The sequence below is a fragment of the Clostridium sp. CAG:43 genome, assembly GCF_000434655.1.
Classification (GTDB): Bacteria; Bacillota; Clostridia; order Lachnospirales; family Lachnospiraceae; genus Otoolea; species Otoolea fessa.
In genome coordinates, this window is sequence record NZ_FR895043.1 from 1 (window position 1) to 16,661 (window position 16,661).

Annotated in this window: 24 protein-coding genes; all 24 read left to right on the forward strand. The window is 47.4% G+C overall.

What is annotated here, in order from left to right; genetic code table 11:
* On the forward strand, nucleotides 1-593 hold a 593-nt coding region (locus QVO97_RS03515), incomplete at its 5' end, for a helix-turn-helix domain-containing protein (RefSeq protein ID WP_288188804.1).
* Nucleotides 514-1,956, forward strand: a complete 1,443-nt coding sequence (locus tag QVO97_RS03520) for a terminase large subunit domain-containing protein (protein ID WP_369678378.1) — start codon at nucleotides 514-516, stop codon at nucleotides 1,954-1,956. The genes QVO97_RS03515 and QVO97_RS03520, both read left to right, overlap by 80 nt.
* A 9-nt stretch (nucleotides 1,957-1,965) precedes the next feature.
* Complete coding sequence (locus QVO97_RS03525; RefSeq protein ID WP_022359020.1) at nucleotides 1,966-3,849, forward strand: portal protein; 1,884 nt, start codon at nucleotides 1,966-1,968, stop codon at nucleotides 3,847-3,849.
* Nucleotides 3,849-4,172: a ribosomal-processing cysteine protease Prp gene (locus tag QVO97_RS03530; RefSeq protein ID WP_022359021.1), complete on the forward strand. Its 324-nt coding sequence runs from the start codon at nucleotides 3,849-3,851 to the stop codon at nucleotides 4,170-4,172. Before QVO97_RS03525 ends, QVO97_RS03530 begins: the two co-directional genes overlap by 1 nt.
* 186 nt (nucleotides 4,173-4,358) lie before the next feature.
* The gene (locus QVO97_RS03535) at nucleotides 4,359-5,216 is read left to right on the forward strand and encodes a hypothetical protein (RefSeq protein ID WP_288188806.1); all 858 of its coding nucleotides are present in this window, start codon (nucleotides 4,359-4,361) and stop codon (nucleotides 5,214-5,216) included.
* 9 nt (nucleotides 5,217-5,225) lie between these two features.
* On the forward strand, nucleotides 5,226-6,230 hold the full coding sequence (locus QVO97_RS03540) for a N4-gp56 family major capsid protein (protein WP_022359023.1): 1,005 nt from the start codon (nucleotides 5,226-5,228) through the stop codon (nucleotides 6,228-6,230).
* Complete coding sequence (locus QVO97_RS03545; protein ID WP_022359024.1) at nucleotides 6,231-6,548, forward strand: hypothetical protein; 318 nt, start codon at nucleotides 6,231-6,233, stop codon at nucleotides 6,546-6,548.
* 53 nt (nucleotides 6,549-6,601) lie between these two features.
* Nucleotides 6,602-7,462 (forward strand): collagen-like protein, encoded by an 861-nt coding sequence (locus QVO97_RS03550; protein WP_022359025.1) that lies wholly within the window; start codon nucleotides 6,602-6,604, stop codon nucleotides 7,460-7,462.
* Entirely contained in the window at nucleotides 7,455-8,129 is a 675-nt protein-coding gene (locus QVO97_RS03555; RefSeq protein WP_022359026.1) for a collagen-like protein, read from the forward strand. Before QVO97_RS03550 ends, QVO97_RS03555 begins: the two co-directional genes overlap by 8 nt.
* A gap of 204 nt (nucleotides 8,130-8,333) precedes the next feature.
* A complete protein-coding gene (locus QVO97_RS03560) occupies nucleotides 8,334-8,792 on the forward strand; it encodes a Gp49 family protein (RefSeq protein WP_288188810.1) in 459 nt (152 codons plus the stop codon).
* 10 nt (nucleotides 8,793-8,802) lie between these two features.
* The gene (locus QVO97_RS03565; protein ID WP_022359028.1) at nucleotides 8,803-9,123 is read left to right on the forward strand and encodes a DUF4406 domain-containing protein; all 321 of its coding nucleotides are present in this window, start codon (nucleotides 8,803-8,805) and stop codon (nucleotides 9,121-9,123) included.
* 11 nt (nucleotides 9,124-9,134) lie between these two features.
* Complete coding sequence (locus tag QVO97_RS03570; protein ID WP_022359029.1) at nucleotides 9,135-9,512, forward strand: hypothetical protein; 378 nt, start codon at nucleotides 9,135-9,137, stop codon at nucleotides 9,510-9,512.
* Entirely contained in the window at nucleotides 9,512-9,625 is a 114-nt protein-coding gene (locus QVO97_RS03575) for a CD1375 family protein (protein ID WP_022359030.1), read from the forward strand. Before QVO97_RS03570 ends, QVO97_RS03575 begins: the two co-directional genes overlap by 1 nt.
* A 1-nt stretch (nucleotide 9,626) precedes the next feature.
* Nucleotides 9,627-9,872: a hypothetical protein gene (locus QVO97_RS03580; protein WP_022359031.1), complete on the forward strand. Its 246-nt coding sequence runs from the start codon at nucleotides 9,627-9,629 to the stop codon at nucleotides 9,870-9,872.
* Nucleotides 9,869-10,045 (forward strand): hypothetical protein, encoded by a 177-nt coding sequence (locus QVO97_RS03585; protein ID WP_022359032.1) that lies wholly within the window; start codon nucleotides 9,869-9,871, stop codon nucleotides 10,043-10,045. The genes QVO97_RS03580 and QVO97_RS03585 overlap by 4 nt, the downstream gene beginning before the upstream one ends.
* Nucleotides 10,046-10,063: 18 nt before the next feature.
* The gene (locus tag QVO97_RS03590; protein ID WP_022359033.1) at nucleotides 10,064-10,279 is read left to right on the forward strand and encodes a hypothetical protein; all 216 of its coding nucleotides are present in this window, start codon (nucleotides 10,064-10,066) and stop codon (nucleotides 10,277-10,279) included.
* Nucleotides 10,280-10,327: 48 nt separating this feature from the next.
* Complete coding sequence (locus QVO97_RS03595; RefSeq protein ID WP_022359034.1) at nucleotides 10,328-11,206, forward strand: M15 family metallopeptidase; 879 nt, start codon at nucleotides 10,328-10,330, stop codon at nucleotides 11,204-11,206.
* A gap of 169 nt (nucleotides 11,207-11,375) precedes the next feature.
* The gene (locus tag QVO97_RS03600; protein ID WP_022359035.1) at nucleotides 11,376-11,747 is read left to right on the forward strand and encodes a hypothetical protein; all 372 of its coding nucleotides are present in this window, start codon (nucleotides 11,376-11,378) and stop codon (nucleotides 11,745-11,747) included.
* A gap of 1 nt (nucleotide 11,748) precedes the next feature.
* A complete protein-coding gene (locus tag QVO97_RS03605) occupies nucleotides 11,749-12,135 on the forward strand; it encodes a hypothetical protein (protein WP_022359036.1) in 387 nt (128 codons plus the stop codon).
* A 243-nt stretch (nucleotides 12,136-12,378) separates the two neighbouring features.
* Nucleotides 12,379-13,290, forward strand: a complete 912-nt coding sequence (locus QVO97_RS03610) for a hypothetical protein (protein WP_288188814.1) — start codon at nucleotides 12,379-12,381, stop codon at nucleotides 13,288-13,290.
* On the forward strand, nucleotides 13,290-14,084 hold the full coding sequence (locus QVO97_RS03615) for a hypothetical protein (RefSeq protein WP_022359038.1): 795 nt from the start codon (nucleotides 13,290-13,292) through the stop codon (nucleotides 14,082-14,084). Before QVO97_RS03610 ends, QVO97_RS03615 begins: the two co-directional genes overlap by 1 nt.
* Nucleotides 14,085-14,092: 8 nt before the next feature.
* A complete protein-coding gene (locus QVO97_RS03620) occupies nucleotides 14,093-14,257 on the forward strand; it encodes a hypothetical protein (RefSeq protein WP_022359039.1) in 165 nt (54 codons plus the stop codon).
* Nucleotides 14,257-15,561 (forward strand): DUF3597 family protein, encoded by a 1,305-nt coding sequence (locus tag QVO97_RS03625; RefSeq protein ID WP_022359040.1) that lies wholly within the window; start codon nucleotides 14,257-14,259, stop codon nucleotides 15,559-15,561. Before QVO97_RS03620 ends, QVO97_RS03625 begins: the two co-directional genes overlap by 1 nt.
* A partial coding sequence (locus QVO97_RS03630; RefSeq protein WP_288188817.1) for a hypothetical protein occupies nucleotides 15,531-16,661 on the forward strand: 1,131 nt, incomplete at its 3' end. The genes QVO97_RS03625 and QVO97_RS03630, both read left to right, overlap by 31 nt.

Here is a 16,661-nt window from a genome sequence, read left to right on the forward strand (position 1 = left end):
GGTCGAAACGGATGGCGAGAGCGAAATATCAGGAATGGATTGACGATCCGGACAAGAGGACTCTGCTGTCCGGATGGGCCCGGAAGGGACTGAGCGACCAGCAGATCGCGAAAAATATAGGGATTTCAAGGTCCACGCTGAATGAGTGGAGAAAAAAATATCCGGTCATTGCGGACACATTAAAAAAAAGCAAGGAAATCGCAGACACAGAGGTGGAAAATGCCCTGTATTTGAAATGCATCGGCCACAAAGTCCAGCTAAAGAAAACTTTCAAGGTCCGGAAGATTGAATATAACGATGCCGGTCGGAAAATCAAAGAAGAGGAGCACCTGGAAATGGGGGAGGATGAGGTCTATATCCCGCCAGATACCAAGGCGATCATCTTCTGGCTGACAAACCGCGCCAAGGAAGACTGGAGAGAGCGCCAGAATATCCAGGAGGAGCAGGAGGAAGCTGGAGAGAGCGGCGTGATCATGCTGGCACCGGCAGATGTGGAAGGAGTGAAACAGGAAATTGAACGATACAAAAAGCAGAAGAGTGATCTGGCAGCCGCAGCCGAAACAGGCGCTGATGATGAGCAGAGGGGAGGATGAAGCTCTATACGGCGGGGCAGCAGGCGGCGGGAAGTCTGATTTTCTTCTGGCGGAAGCTCTGCGCCAGGTACACATCCCCCATTACCGGGCGATCATATTCAGAAAGACCTATCCGCAGCTCACGGCACTGATAGACCGCTCACGCGATGTTTATCAACCGGCATACAGAAAAGCCAGGTATAACGAGACGGGGCACGTCTGGAAGTTTCCCAGCGGCGCAAAAATTTACTTCGGTTCGATGCAGCACACTAAGGACCGGACAAATTACCAGGGCAAACAGTACGATTTTATCGGCTTTGACGAACTTACACACTTCACATGGGATGAATACTCCTATATGGTTTCCCGTAACCGCCCCGCAGGTCCGGGAACACGCAAGTATATGCGCTGTACAGCCAATCCCGGCGGCATCGGTCACGGCTGGGTAAAACAGCACTTTGTTAAGGCGGCGGCGCCATATAAGACGGTAGTACATGAATATGAGATTCTGGATCCGCATGGCAAAAAGACTAGCCTATATAGAACGTCCTGTTTTATCCCATCGACAGTGTTTGATAATAAAGAGCTGCTTAAAAGCGATCCGAATTACCTCGCCGCGCTGGCATCGCTTCCAAAGGCGGAACGTGAGGCGCTGCTGTATGGGGATTGGGATAGCTTTTCGGGACAGGTATTCGAAGAGTTCCGGGATAATCCGTTGGGATATGAAACCCAGCAATACACGCACGTCATTAAACCGTTCCGAATCCCCACAGACTGGGCGATATACCGGGGCTTTGACTTTGGCTATGCAAAACCGTATTCGGTCGGCTGGCATGCCGTAGATCATGATGGCTGCATTTACCGCATCAAAGAAATGTACGGCTGCACAGGAGAGCCGAATGTAGGTGTCAAGATAGCGCCGAACGAGATAGCCAGACAGATCCGCGAGGTGGAGCAGGCGGATCCAATGCTAAAAGGACGCAAAATCATCGGGATAGCGGATCCGTCTATCTATGATAGGTCACGCGGGGAATCGATCGCGGAAATGATGGAACGTGAAGGGATTTACTGGTCCCCGGGCGATAACACCCGCCTCGCCGGTAAAATGCAGTATCACTATCGACTTGCGTTCGACTCAAATGGTCGGGCGATGTTTTACGTGTTTGATACCTGCAAGGACTTCATCCGCACGATTCCGGCATTGGTATATGACGAGCATAACGTAGAGGATATAGACACGACCCAGGAGGATCATATCTATGATGAGTGTCGTTATGTTCTTATGGAGCACCCGATCGCCCCGCGTCAGAGCGTCATCCAGGAAATACCGCAGGAGGATCCGCTGGATCTGTACAAACAGAAACGTCTTGTATTGAGAGTATAGGAGGGAATCATGGAAGAAAAAGTGATACAGACCAAAATAGGAGAGGAAGAAGCAAGAAAAGCACTTGCTATTCTGGAAAAGTACAAACAGGGAAAGAAATCCCTGGATGAAAGATTGATTGATAATGAACAGTGGTGGAAGAAGCGCCACTGGGATCGGTTTAAAAAGAAAAATAAGAACGGGAATGCAATCGAACCGGCCAGTGCATGGTTGATCAACTCGCTCATCAATAAGCACGCTGATTTTATGGATAATTATCCAGAAGCGAATATATTGCCGCGTGAGGAGTCAGACAAAGAAACAGCCAAGATTTTATCAGATGTTATTCCGTTTATCATGGACCGGAACGAGTACACTGCAGTCTATTCAGAAGCGACCTGGCAGAAAATCAAAATGGGAACGAGCATTTATGGAGTGTTCTGGGATGCTCACAAGGAGAACGGTCTGGGCGATATCTCAATTAAAAAATGTGACCCGCTCAAAATGTATTGGGAGCCGGGAATTGATAAAATCCAGGAATCCAGGAACCTGTTTTATCTGAATGTTATGGATAACGACCTGATTGAACAGGAATATCCACAGATGCAGGGAAAACTGAATGATACTTTGATTAGTGTCCAGGAGTACCTGAATGATGATTATGTCGATACAACCGGGAAATCATTAATCATTGATTGGTATTACAAGAAAACAGTTTCCGGTATGTCCGGAGATGTGCCGGTTATGAAAACAGTGCTGCATTATTGTAAAATCTGTAATGGAACCGTACTCTATGCATCGGAGAACGATCCAAAAATGGCTGACGGTTGGTATAAACATGGACAGTATCCGTTTGTGTTCGATCTCATGTTCCCGATTGAGCACAGTCCTTTCGGCTTTGGATATCTGGATATAATGAAAGACTGCCAGGAGTATATTGACAAATTGAGCCAGTCAATTTTACAGAATTCGATCGCAGGTTCCAGGCCGCGGTATGCGTGCAAAGACAGCTCCGGATTCAATGAGGAAGAGTTTTCGGACCTGTCGAGGGATATTGTGCATTACAACGGATCCAGAGATGACATGTTGCCTCTTACAGTGGCACCTCTTCCAGGCATCTATTATCAGGTTTACCAGGGGAAAATCGAGGAATTAAAAGAGACTTCCGGAAACCGTGATTTTTCACAGGGCGCGACAGCTTCCGGAGTAACGGCAGCTTCCGCGATTGCGGCACTGCAGGAGGCAGGCAGTAAGCTGTCAAGGGATATGATAAACGGCTCTTATCAGGCTTTTCAGAGTGTTGTAAATATTGTTCTGGAACTCATCAGGCAGTTTTACACCGCGCCTCGTGTCTTCCGTATCACGAATGACACGGGGGAGAATTTCGTATCATTCGATAACTCCGGTATGCAAGCCCAGGAGATGGAAGTGGGATTTACAGGCATGATTGCGGAGCGTAAACCTGTATATGACATCAAAGTACAGGCACAGAAAGCAAGCCCGTTTACAAAGATTTCCCAGAACGAACTGGCTAAAGAAATGTACAATCTAGGCTTCTTTAATCCGCAGTTAGCTGATCAGGCACTGGCTTGCCTCGAAATGATGATGTTTGACGGCAAAGAGGAAGTTATACGGAAGATTGCACAGAAAGGAACCATGTATCAGCAGATGCAGCAGATGCAGCAGACTATGAGCCAGATGGCAGCAGTGATCGCCCAGAGTACCGGCGATACGCGCCTGTTAGATGCAGTGGGATCAATGGGACCGGGGGAGCAGCCGATCGTGTCCGGTGGCAACGGCAAATCCGCCCAGCTTGATGCGATGGGGAATGCAACCAGGGAAGCAGCCAGTTCGACCGCTGGGAAAGCACGGGAACGCGCAGCGAAGGCGGCAACGCCAAAGGGGGCAGAATAATGACGAAAGTAATTGAACGACGGGAAAATGAAGTGATTGATTTCATTATCGGCGGACACGCGGAGAAAGTGAACCCGGATGAGGGGAATATCCTTTGTGCAGCGGTGTCGATGCTGGGGCAGACCTTACTCGAGTGTTTGTGGCGGATGGATGCCAATGTGCGGACGGAAAGCCGGGACGGACATATAGCAGTCAGGTTTTATCCAGATGATGAAAATTCGGAAGAAATTGAGAATCTTTTGAAATTCACAAAAACCGGCTTTTGCCTTTTAAAATCAAGGTATCCGGAGCAGTTTGACCTAGTGGGAGATTTTGAGTTTTGATTATGTAAAAATATAAGCATAGGCACGCCGGAGAGACGGCAGGAGACAGCTGGAGAGACAGACGGACACGCCGGAAAGACGGCAGAGGACAAGCTGGAAAGACAGCCGACACGCCGGAGAGACGACAGATAGGCACGCCGGAAAGACGGCAGAAAGGGAAAAAAGATGATTAGATTGAACCTCAGAATGTTCGAAGGTGGAGAAGGAGGCGCAGCGGGAGCGACTACAGGAGCCGCACCGGCAGAAAATGGAACGCAGACATCAGGAGCAAGCGGAATACAGGCAGAAGGTGAAAAGCCAGCCGAAACCGTAGAGGAGACCCCGGAAGAACGCGCGAAGTCCTATAACGACCTGATTAAAGGCAAATTCCGTGATATGTACGACGCAGACGTGCAGAAGGTAATCAAGAGCCGTGTGGGCGACATGAAGCAGATGCAGAAGCAGATGCAGGAGCAGTCGGACATCATCGGTCTGATGGCAAAGAAGTACGGTCTTGCGTCCGATAACATGGCAGATATTCGCACAGCACTGGAAAATGATGATATGTTTTGGGAAGAGGCAGCAGCCGACCAGGGCATGGCGGTAGACAGCTATAAGAAGATGATGAAGCTGGAAGTGGAAAACGAATCATTCCGGAAAGCCAAGGAAGAGGCAGAGCGTAAAAACCAGCGGGATGCAGTATTTCAGAAATGGGACCGGGAAGCGGAAGAACTGAAACGATTCTACCCGCAGTTTGATTTGCAGACGGAAATCCAAGATCAGAGATTCCTTGACCTGATGGGCGCAGGCATCAATATGCGTACAATCTATGAGACTCTTCATCATGATGAAATAATTCCGGCACTGATGCAGCAGACAGCCAAGGCAACCGCCAAACAGCAGGCGGCAGCCGTGCAGAGCGGTCAGATGAGACCGGCGGAGAATGGCATGTCAAGCCATCCGGCAGCGCAGATCGTAAAGGATCCTGCAAAGATGACCAAGGAAGAGCGCCAGGAATACGCCAGAAGAGCAGCAAGAGGGGAGATCATTACATTCAGAGAGTAGGAGGATGGAATGATTTACTTAGATTTAAGATTATTTGATGATGTAACAAACACCACTGGTTCGACCGGTACAGGAAACGAACTCAGTCATGAGATGAAGACGTACTATGACAAGACCTTGATTGACATTGCGGGTCCGCGTCTGGTACACGATCAGTTCGGCCAGAAACGACCGATCCCGAAAAACGGCGGTAAAACAATCGAGTTTAGAAAGTACACCCCGCTCAGCAAGGCACTAACCCCGCTGACTGAGGGCGTAACCCCGGAAGGCAACAAGCTGGATGTCAGCATCGTGACGGCGACCGTCAAACAGTACGGTGATTATATCAGACTGTCTGATATGCTGCTTATGACAGCGATCGATAACAACCTGGTGGAAGCCATGAAACTCTTGGGCGATCAGGCTGGTGCCACTCTGGACACTGTAACCAGAGAAGTCCTCAATGGCGGAACGAATGTACAGTATGCAGAGGGACAGACCGCATCGAGAGCCACTTTAACCCAGAACATGAAACTGACCGTCAAGGCGGTTAAGATGGCAGTCAGAGCGCTGAAAAAACAGAATGCTCCGAAGATTGACGGCTGGTATGTCGGAATCATCCACCCGGATATCGCCTATGACCTCATGGAGGATGAGGAGTGGAAAGATTGGCACAGATACACCAAGCCGGAAAACGCTTACCAGAACGAGATCGGAGAGATTGGCGGCGTCCGTTTTGTAGAGTCCACCGAAGCGAAGATCTTTGCAAAGGCAGGAGCTACGGGAACAGGAAGCGATAAGATCGATGTATACTCAACGCTGATCCTCGGTGCGAACGCATATGGAATCACGGATGTTGAGGGCGGCGGTCTTGAAACGATTGTAAAACAGCTTGGTTCCGGTGGTACAGCCGATCCGCTGAACCAGAGAGCAACAGCCGGATGGAAAGCCACCAAGACGGCGGAACGTCTGGTAGAACAGTACATGGTGCGTATTGAGACAGGAAGCACATTCTCGGAAGGAAAGGGGAACTAAATGGCAGCTAAAACAGAAAAATTAAAAGAGGAGCAGATGGCAGAAACGCAGGCGGTAGAAACAGAGGAGCAGCCAGCAGAAGCGCCGGATGATGGAATGGTTAATATCTTCCTGATGAGAGATTCTGACAAGTACAAGGGCGATGTATTTGTGCAGGTAAACGGTAGATCTTATATCGTTAAGCGCGGCAGAAATGTCAAGGTTCCGAAAGAGGTAGCGGAAGTGCTGCAGAACTCCCAGGAGCAGGACACGAAAGCGGCGGAATTTATCGATCAGGAATCTGAAAAGTTTGAGAATGGTCTGAAACTGCTGATCTAATCACGGCGGGATGTGTGTGAAAATCATGCATCCCGTATTTAAGAGGTGGAAGAATGATAGTAATTGAGAACCGGCAGATGCTTATCCCAAGAGGAGAAGAGAAGATCGGAACAACAGCGGATAATCTGTGTGATACAAGAACATTCTCCATTCCGCGCGTGTCAGCGACTTTGTTGGATTTGTCGGCGCTGGACTTCTTTATCGACCTGGAATATGCCGATGGTACGAAGGATACAGACTCCCTGCAAGCCACATACGGCGAGGAAAGAATCTTATTGACCTGGCAGATACGGAATACACAGCTTCGGGTTCCTGGCGCCGTATTTATCGCGGTCAGAGGTTATGATGAAACCGGAACGATGCGCTTTACCTCGTATAAAACGCCGGTGTATGTGGAAGATGCAATCAATACCCCGGAAGGGAAACCGGGACTGAGTGAATTTGAACGCCTGGAAAAGGAATTGAATGCCGGTCTTGGAAAAGCGGAGGAAGCCACAAACAAGGCAGATACTGCGGCGGGATTGGCAAATTCGGCAGCGACCAGGGCGACGACGGCAGCAGAGGAAGCGGAGAAGATCCGAGAGGATGTTGTAGGAAAGCTAGAGCGTGGGGAGTTAAAAGGAGATAAGGGAGATAAAGGCGAAAAAGGAGATACTGGTCTGCAGGGACCGCAAGGCATCCAGGGCGAAAAAGGAGATACCGGTCCGCAAGGACCTCAGGGAATCCAAGGAGTGAAGGGGGAGAGCGGTGTCATGATTCCGGCATCGGGGATGTTTTCGCTCTATCTGGACCCGGAAACAGGAAATCTCTATGCAGATTATCCGGATGGAGAGAAGCCGCCAGCATTCCATTATGATTCGGAAACAGGGAATCTCTATTATCTTACAGGAGAGGATGTGAAAAACGATGGCTAGGATTTTAATTGGAAATATCAAAGGACCGCAGGGACCACAGGGAATCCAGGGAGAGACTGGTCCGCAGGGCTTACAGGGAATCCAGGGAGAGACTGGCCCACAGGGACCGCAAGGCATCCAGGGCGAAAAAGGAGACACTGGCCCACAGGGACCGCAGGGCATTCAAGGACCGCTTCCGCCACTGATAGCAAATTATCTTGCTACGGAATCCGGAAAAGCGGCATTGGATGCGATTGTGGGGAAACTGCTGGATGAGAGATTGACGGCAGCGGAGAAATCACTTACTCAGTTAAATAGCGACCTGAAAGTTCTCTATTACGGTTCTATTGTCGGGACTGAGGATTCCGTGGTTCCAAGTAATACTCAAACTGTCGTTTATTCCTTTAATGTAGATGCTGGCGTATATATTGCCTTCGCTAATGTTCGATGGAGTTCGAATGCAAAGGGATCTCGGCACATTGGATTTGCAGAAAAAACAACTGAAGTTTTTGCAGACATGAACGCGCACTATAGTATTGTTGCTCCGAGCACCGATGGAATGACCTTTCAGAATCTGGCCGTTATTTTGAAATATGAAAATCCGGCACATGTAGAAATCAGGGTTCAGCAGTTTTCAGGGGGTGATTTAAAAATTCGAACTCGTTTATCTTTATTAAAAGTAAAATAACAATTTAGCTGAGTAATTGAGGGGGGCGAAATGTTCACAGTAAAGAAAAATAAAATCGAAAATGGGTACGATTGCTGGGGAAGAAGTGAATTCGATAATGTGTATGATGTTTATCACAATAACGAATTTGTATGTCGTATGATGAGTGATCCAACAGAATTAATCAACAAAGTTAATAACATCGTAAAAAAGGAGGAGAGTCCAATGAATAAATACATCGGAACAAAAATGATTGAAGCGGAACCAATGACGAAGGGAGTTTACAACGAAAGCAGAGGCCGAGCTGTTCCAGGGGATCCGAACGATGCGGGATATCTGGTAAAGTACCAGGATGGTTACGAGTCATGGAGCCCGAAGGAAGTGTTTGATAAGGCTTACATGAAAGTAGATGATAATACAGAACTTCCGTCTGGCGTCAGCATCGGCCAGAAGATGGTAGATGAGTTCATTGCATACACGGAAACGAAGACGATGGGAACGAAGACAACAGTAGTTCGCTGTGTGCTCAGAAATGGATTTGAAATTGTAGAATCAACCGGATGCGTGGACGAGAAAAATTATTCGGAGAAGATCGGATATGAAATCTGCATGGGTAAAATCAAAGATAAGATTTGGGAGCTGTTAGGCTTCCTGTTACAGACGGCTTGGAAGGGAATTCAGTAGGAGGAAAGAAATGAAAGCAATGTTATCACAGCCTATGGCTGGCAAAACGGATGAAGAAATTGTAGAAACAAGAGAAAAGGCAGTCAAAGCACTGAAGGAAAAAGGGTATGAGATTGTAAACACCCCGTTCACCGATGAATGGTATAGCAGGGAGAAGATGGAAGAGAGAGGAGTGGAACAGATTCCGCTGTGTTTCCTGGCAAAGTCCTTAGAGAACATGTCTTTGTGTCATGCTGCATATTTCTGCAAAGGATGGGAAAAGGCAAGAGGGTGCCGGATCGAACATGACGCTGCGGTTGCCTATGGTCTTACAGTGCTTTATGAAGAATAAGGAGGGATATCATGGATAAGCTTATTTTAAAGGACGGAACGAAGATTGAGATGGTAGCAGGAGCTTCTCTGAGTGCGCTTCAGATTGAGAGCGAGAGTCGGGAGACTATGCTGGAGATTTGGAAAAAGCTGACAGACGAAAATCTAAAATCGATCCGGATCGAAACGTCAGACGGTCTGACGGTGGGAAAATATGAAGATGTCCTTCTGGTTTCTGAAACATCCGCTGTTGAAGGGGGCAAAGTAAAAACCAGCTTCAATATGCGTGAAAAGACATCCGAAGAAAAACGTCTGGACGCATTGGAAGAAAGTCAGGAGATCCAGGATGAGGCAATCATAGATCTCGGTGCTGCGGCGAGTGAGCTTGCGGAGAAAGGAGGTGCTAAGTGATGGGGGCTTTTTATGGAAAGAAAATCAGAGACGGGAAAATGACACTTGAAAAGGTGCCGTTATATTGGCGTAAGGTAACCGAGAAATGGTTGGAGGAGCATCCGGAGGGATAGAATGATCGATACAGAAATTGCAGTAGCCTTGATCGCGTCCGGCGGAGGTGTCCTGGGGGCTTTTGCAGGTGTGATTGCATCGGCGAAGCTCATGACATACCGGATGGGGCAGCTTGAAAAGAAAGTTGAAAAGCATAATACAGTAATCGAACGCACGTATAAGCTGGAAGAAATACAGGCTGTCATGCAGGAACAAATCCGAGTGGCGAATCATCGTATCCAGGATTTGGAGGAGGGAAGAGCTTGAAAGAAAAACTTGCGAAACTGATTGATGTAAAAAGCCTTATGACATTAGCATTGACAGCGGGATTCATTGGGCTGACGTGTTCCGGAGAAGTATCCGGACAGGAATACATGAGCATTTTCACTATGATTGTAGGGTTTTATTTCGGAACCCAGGCAGAGAAAGCAAGAAAATAGAAAGAGAGGAAAGAAAAGATGAGTTGTAACGTACATGGAAACAAGAATGCAAACGAAGTACATAACTATAGCGCTAAGAAAGCGCAGAAATTAGGGCATCCGGAAATGACGGTAGATCCAGAGTGCACCTGCGATGTTGGCTGCACGGGTCCGGCAAAAGAAGGAAAAGGGAATACGCCGGTAGGACCGGGAGCAGAAACAAAAAAGCCGGGACCGGCAGATGAGTGCAAATAATGATTTAGGGCGGATATTTTCCGCCCTGTGTTCGTAGAAAGGACAAATATGAGAGATATTACATTGTGCCATCCGCGTCTCCAGCGTCTTGCGGGTGCGTGGATGAAAGCCTGTGTGACACAAGGGATTGCAGTGACAATTGGGGAAACATTCCGGACAGTAGCAGAGCAGGATGCCCTCTATGCTCAGGGACGTACAAAACCGGGAAAAAAGGTAACCAATGCACCGGGCAGCAGCTACAGTTCACAGCATCAGTGGGGAATCGCCTTTGATTTTTATTTAATAATGGACATTGATGGAGATGGCAGCACGTCAGATGATGCATTTAATGACAGAACAGGAATGTTTAAAAAAGCGGCTGAGATTGCCAAGGGGCTGGGACTTGCCTGGGGAGGAGATTGGAAGAGCCTGGAAGACAAACCGCATCTTTATCTGCCGGACTGGGGCAGCGGCACGGGAATTTTGAAGCAGAAATATGGGACATTTGAGAATTTCAAAAAGACTTGGGCGGCGGAGGATGGAGCTGCAGCTTCACAGCCGAGCGCCCCGCAGGTATCGATCACCGATCTGAAAGAGGTAAAGAGCGGCGTGCGCGGTTTGTGCATTCTGGCATCGCCGACATTGATTATCCGAACAACCCCGGGTGGGGCAGATTCCGGAAGACGTTATAATAACGGAGAACACGTGCAGCCGCTCCGGAAGTGTTTTGTAGATGGAAAACCTTGGATCGAGACCTCACACGGATGGATCTCCGGGGAATATGTCGGAGGCTGGATTTGGCAGGATGGACGTTGGTGGTATGTCCTGAAAGGTTACAAATATCTGCATGATACAGTCTGCCGGATTGATGGACAGTTGTATGCGTTCGATTCGGACGGCTGGATGCTGACGGCGGATAGAATCGCGGAAGATGGACATATCCTGTGACAAAACGAAGCAGAGACGAAGAAAGAATTTTTCCAGTCGAGTCCACGTGAAAAACTGCATATTTCAAGAGATATTAACGAGATGCCCTGTCACATGCCTGGTGGGGCATTTTTGCGTGGGAGAAAAACACATAGGAATCTGGCACAATAAAACTCAAGGAGGCGATGCGATGAAAATAGCGGAAGTGCTGGCGAGAGTAGATGATGAAAAACTGAATCAGTATGATGCCAGGGTAAAAACGGCGTGGCTGTCAGAAGTAGAAGGAATGGTTGTAGACGACATCCTAAATGCGGCGGAGGGCAATGACATAGAATTTGACGGGTACGATTATGACCGGGACTCTGAAAAGACCCTTATGGTGCCGGATCGCTTTGGAGATATCTATGTAAATTATCTTGCCGCCAAGATTGACTATAAGAACGAGGAAACAGAGCGCTATAACAACAGCGTGGCAGCATATGAGGCGTCTTTCCAGGCGTTTGCATCCTATTACCGTAGAAATCATATGCCGAAGGAAAAAGCACAATTTAGGGGGTGGTAAGATGCGTCTGCCAATCGTAAATCCGATTACCAGAACCAAGAAACAGGAAGGAGTGTTCGGCGGCTTAGATACCAGGTCGAGCGTCCAGGATGGATATTTCGCAGATATGAAAAATATGTCCTCTGATTACTATCCAGCAGCAGGACCGCGTCAGGCGCGTGGAGAGTCAATAAAGACATTGGAGACTCCGAACGGACTTTATTGGAAAAATGGACTGGCGTATGTGGATGGAGAAAAATTGTACTATAAGGAACAGGAAAAAGGAACAGTGACAGATGGCAAAAAAGTTATGGTCGGAATGGGGGCCTATATCATCATTTTCCCGGATAAGGTTTACTTAAATACGGATTCCGGGGAATTTGGTTCAATGGAGAAATCTTTTATCTAGGCTTCGGCGGCGACGTTTGCGCCGTCATACACCGGCTCAACCTATACAAAAATTTCCTGCACCGGAATCGGAAAACAATTCAATCAGTATGACGGCGTGGAAATATCCGGATGCACGAATGCAGATTACAATAAAACGGCCACTATCCAGGCAAAAACGGATGATAGCATTACAATCATCGGTGTATTAGAAAATAGTTTTACACAGGCGAGTGGTTTGAAGATAAAGCGGAAAGTACCGGATATGGATTTTTTAACGGAATGCGAAAATCGATTGTGGGGATGCAGTAGCAAAAACCATGAAGTATATGCGAGCAAGCTGGGCGATCCTCTGAACTGGAACGTTTTTGAAGGTATTTCGACAGACTCCTATGCGGCAACGATCGGATCGGATGGAGATTTCACGGCAGCAGCTACATATTCCGGATATGCGCTTTTCTTTAAGGAGCATACAATTCATAAGGTCTATGGAAACAAACCGTCAAATATCCAGATTCAAACGCAGGAGGCGCCGGGCGTAAAGAGTGGGTGCAGTGCTAGTGTTCAGGTCGTTGGAACTACGCTGATCTATCTTTCTGGTACGGGTGTACATGGCTATACCGGCGGCGTTCCGTTTACGCTGTCGGATGTTCTGGAAAAACTCGCGCTGTCGGATGGAATCGCAGGGAAATACCAAGGAAAGTATTATCTGTCAGCGGAGACGGGAAAAGGAAAACAACTGCTGGTCTATGACACAGCAAAACGGCTCTGGCATAAAGAAGATGATACGCAGATGCTTCTTACCGCACCCGGAGGAGGACAGCTCTATTATGTCGATCAGGATAAAAACGTCCGCACCATTACCGGAGGGGATGAGCTGGTCGAATGGTATCTTGAAACGGGAGATCTGGAAGAAGGAAGCCTGAATCGAAAGTACATTGGAAAGATTCAGTTCATGATAGAGCTGGAACGTGGAAGCCAGGTGGATGTGTTTCTGAAACACGATTCAGATGCAGCTTTCCGCCGGATGATTACCATCTTCGCAGATAAAAAGCGGACGTATTCGATTCCAATTAAGCCGATGCGCTGCTTCTATTATCGGTGGAGGTTAGAAGGCAAGGGAAAAGCCCGATTGATTGCCGTCGGAAAGTACATCAACGAAGGGAGTGAGATCTGATGGCACAGTTCAAAGCGATCGAGGGCTTTAATAGTATGGATACGAAAGAACTGACAGGATATCTCTATCAGCTCAACGAACAGCTTAAATATATGTTCAACAATCTTACTCCGGAAGATAACTATTCCAATCAGGCGCTGCAGAAATATCTGGAGGATGAGAAAAGGGTAGCATCCCTGAAATTCGATTTGGATGGTTTGAAAGTTGAAGTGAGCGATTTCGAAAAGAATACGAATGCAAAGTTTAAAGTTACAGACAGCAAAATCGATATGAAAGTAACGAAAGGAACCGTATCGTCGGAGATTTCATTGGAATCGGGACAGGTTACGATATCCGGAAATCGTCTGGTGGTAAATTCAACGAATTTCAAGTTAGATGCTTCCGGAAATGCTACATTCTCCGGAAATGTAAAAGGTGCAACGATCACTGGTTCAAGAATCCGCTGCAAGGGTGGAGCATTTGAAGCTAATGAAGACGAGGTTTATATCGGAGGATTCTATACGTTTGATACCAGCATGGGACAATATCTAGGCACCGGCGATCAGAGCACAGGAATGGGTGATAATGATTTGTATTGCTTTTGGACTGGCTGGGATGGCACAGGAAATATCAATGACACAAAACCGCAGAGGATCCTGGATCACTATGGCTGCGTTCTTTCACCGTCTAATGCCTACGCGCAGGAACTTTATCTGAACCACCCCGTATTCTCCGGAAAGACTCATTATTGGGGCGTGGGAGAAACGATCCAGGATATTTATGATCGCCTGGATAGTTTGGAAAGCAGTAGTTAGGAGGTACCATGAAAAAATATGTGTATGAAGAGCTCGCCATCAAAGCGATTGTCAGTGCTCTCGATAGAATGAAAGTGGAGGGGATTACCCAGGCAGAGAATCTGGTAAAGGTTGCTGCTATCTTAAATGCAGGCGAGATTATCGAAGAAAAAGAAGAAGGGAAGGATGAATAATGGCGGTTGGAAGTATTGTTGATTATCTGAGAAGTATTGTTGATTATCTGAGCAGCTCCGGAAGGGATTCCAGCTACGCTGCCAGACGGAAACTTGCCGAAGAGTATGGAATATCTGGATATTCCGGGACGGCAAGCCAGAATACAAAATTGCTGGGAATGCTGCAGAACGGGTCAGCGACAAATAATGCGGCGAAGATTCAGGAGCTTGCAAATGCAGCACCATCGAACCCGTCCAGCAATGTAACTGCGGGGGTAGCCACGGCAAGCGGTTCGACCGAGGCGAAGCCGATGTACCAGAGGTCTGACCGAGTGAATGAATACTACAATAAAACTCGGAATCTGGAGAAGAACAAGCCGGATGAATTTGAAAGTAAGTACGAAGATCAGATCTCAAGTATCCTGGATAATATCATGAACCGTCCGAAATTTTCGTACACCTCGGAGGATATGGTAAACGATGATTTATATAAAATGTACCGCGATCAGTATATGCGCCAGGGAAACCTTGCTATGCGCGATACGATGGGGAATGCGGCGGCGCTGACCGGCGGATATGGGAATACATACGCGTCGGCAGCAGGGCAGCAGGCGTATGACAATTATGTCGCTCAATTAAACAATAAGGCTCTGGACTTCTATGATCGGGCATACCAGCGTTATGCGGATGAAGGACAGAATCTGTACAACCAGATGAATGTAGTGACAGGTCTGGACAATACAGATTACCAGCGTTATAGGGATGGCGTCAACGATTACTATAACGACCTGAACTATTATAACGGTCGGTACAATCAGGAATATGGATATGATTACGGTGAGTATCAGGACCGCGTGGCAGCAGACCAATGGGCGCAGGAATTTGCATTCCAGAAGCAGCAGGCAGCACAGGAGCAGGCGAACTGGGAGGCTGAGATGGCGTTAAGGAGACAGGCGGCGGCAAGTTCTGGCGGAGGACGTGGTAGATCATCTAGATCATCTTCAAAAAAGAAATCTAGTTCGTCGGGGATATCAACAGCAAATGCAATATCGTGGGCTGATGCTAAGAATGCATACACGAAAGTATATAAGAAAGAAGGCGCAGAGGCGGCAAATAATCTAATGAACTATATGCAAAAAGCGGGTGCGGTTGATATGTATAAGGATAAGGCAGATGCGAAATCGAACCCGCAGGCATTGCTCAGCAAGATGGATATACCACACGCCTCAAATGTTGTGCAGGCTAATCAGAATTATTTGGAATCGAATAGTGCATGGAACAGTGCGGCAAATGCATGGAGGAAGAAATGGAGCGGTACAAAGTAGATCAATTAAAAAAAGGAAAAGAGCTGTATGAAAAGTATGTTGGAAAAGCGGGTGACACTGGAGAAACGTCGCCTAAAACAACTTCCAACCGTTCTACACAGTCTTTTGGGGCAACTCAAAAGAAAAAAAACGTCACAATGGCGGAGCGGAGGTTGGAAGAGGGGAAGAGATTATTTGATAAATATGTTGGTCCTCAAACATTTAATCGAGAACAGTTATACCAGCATATGCAAAAGAAAGAAGCAGAAAAAAGACTGGCACAGGAATATGCAGCCACAAAGACGAAGCAGCCAGCGGCAACCAAAGTATTCTCTCGGCCTCAGACCAGCGCAAACGGAACAAAACCATATAGCAATCAGGAATTTACCCAAATGGTTCTTGATTATGCGAAGCGGAACCCGGAACGAGGCAAACAGAATTTCCGTGCATCTTCGGGACTTACATATTCAGGAAAACGGGGAAATATTTCGTATACACAGGCACAGAAAGATCCAGGATACAAAGACTATGTAAAAAAGGGAAGCCAGAGCAAGGAGGGTTATTCGGATGGTTTTATAGGACAACTGAAGACGGCAGCAAAAACCAGATTGGGCGGATTGCCGGAAGGACGAGCAGAATTCCTCGACGATGATGAGAAAAACATGTATAACTACCTGCTTGGAAAATATGGATGGGATACAGCTAAGGAGTTTGAGCAGAGTCTTGGGGACGTAACTGCGGCTCGACTTAGACATGATGAAACTAAAAATGTTAGAGAAGCATCGCGGAGAAATATCATTGCGGGTGTTGGCTACAATGCTGCAGGCGCCCTGGCAAGTCCGGAAGGATATATCTACGCAGCAACCAAGATGGGCATAGATAAAGCAAAAGAAATCAAAGCGTTAATGAATGCGGAATCGACCGATGAATATAAAAATATTCTGGAAGAGTACAAAAAAAGAAACACTCCGGTTGATACGAATAACGAAGCATTTTCCGGTAACGCGATCATGAATGCTTCGAATCAGGGAATCAAGGACGCGATCGGAGGCACGCCGGTCAGGGACTTTGCTATTGATACGGGGCTTTCCATCACGCAGGCAATGTCTCGTCTTCCACTC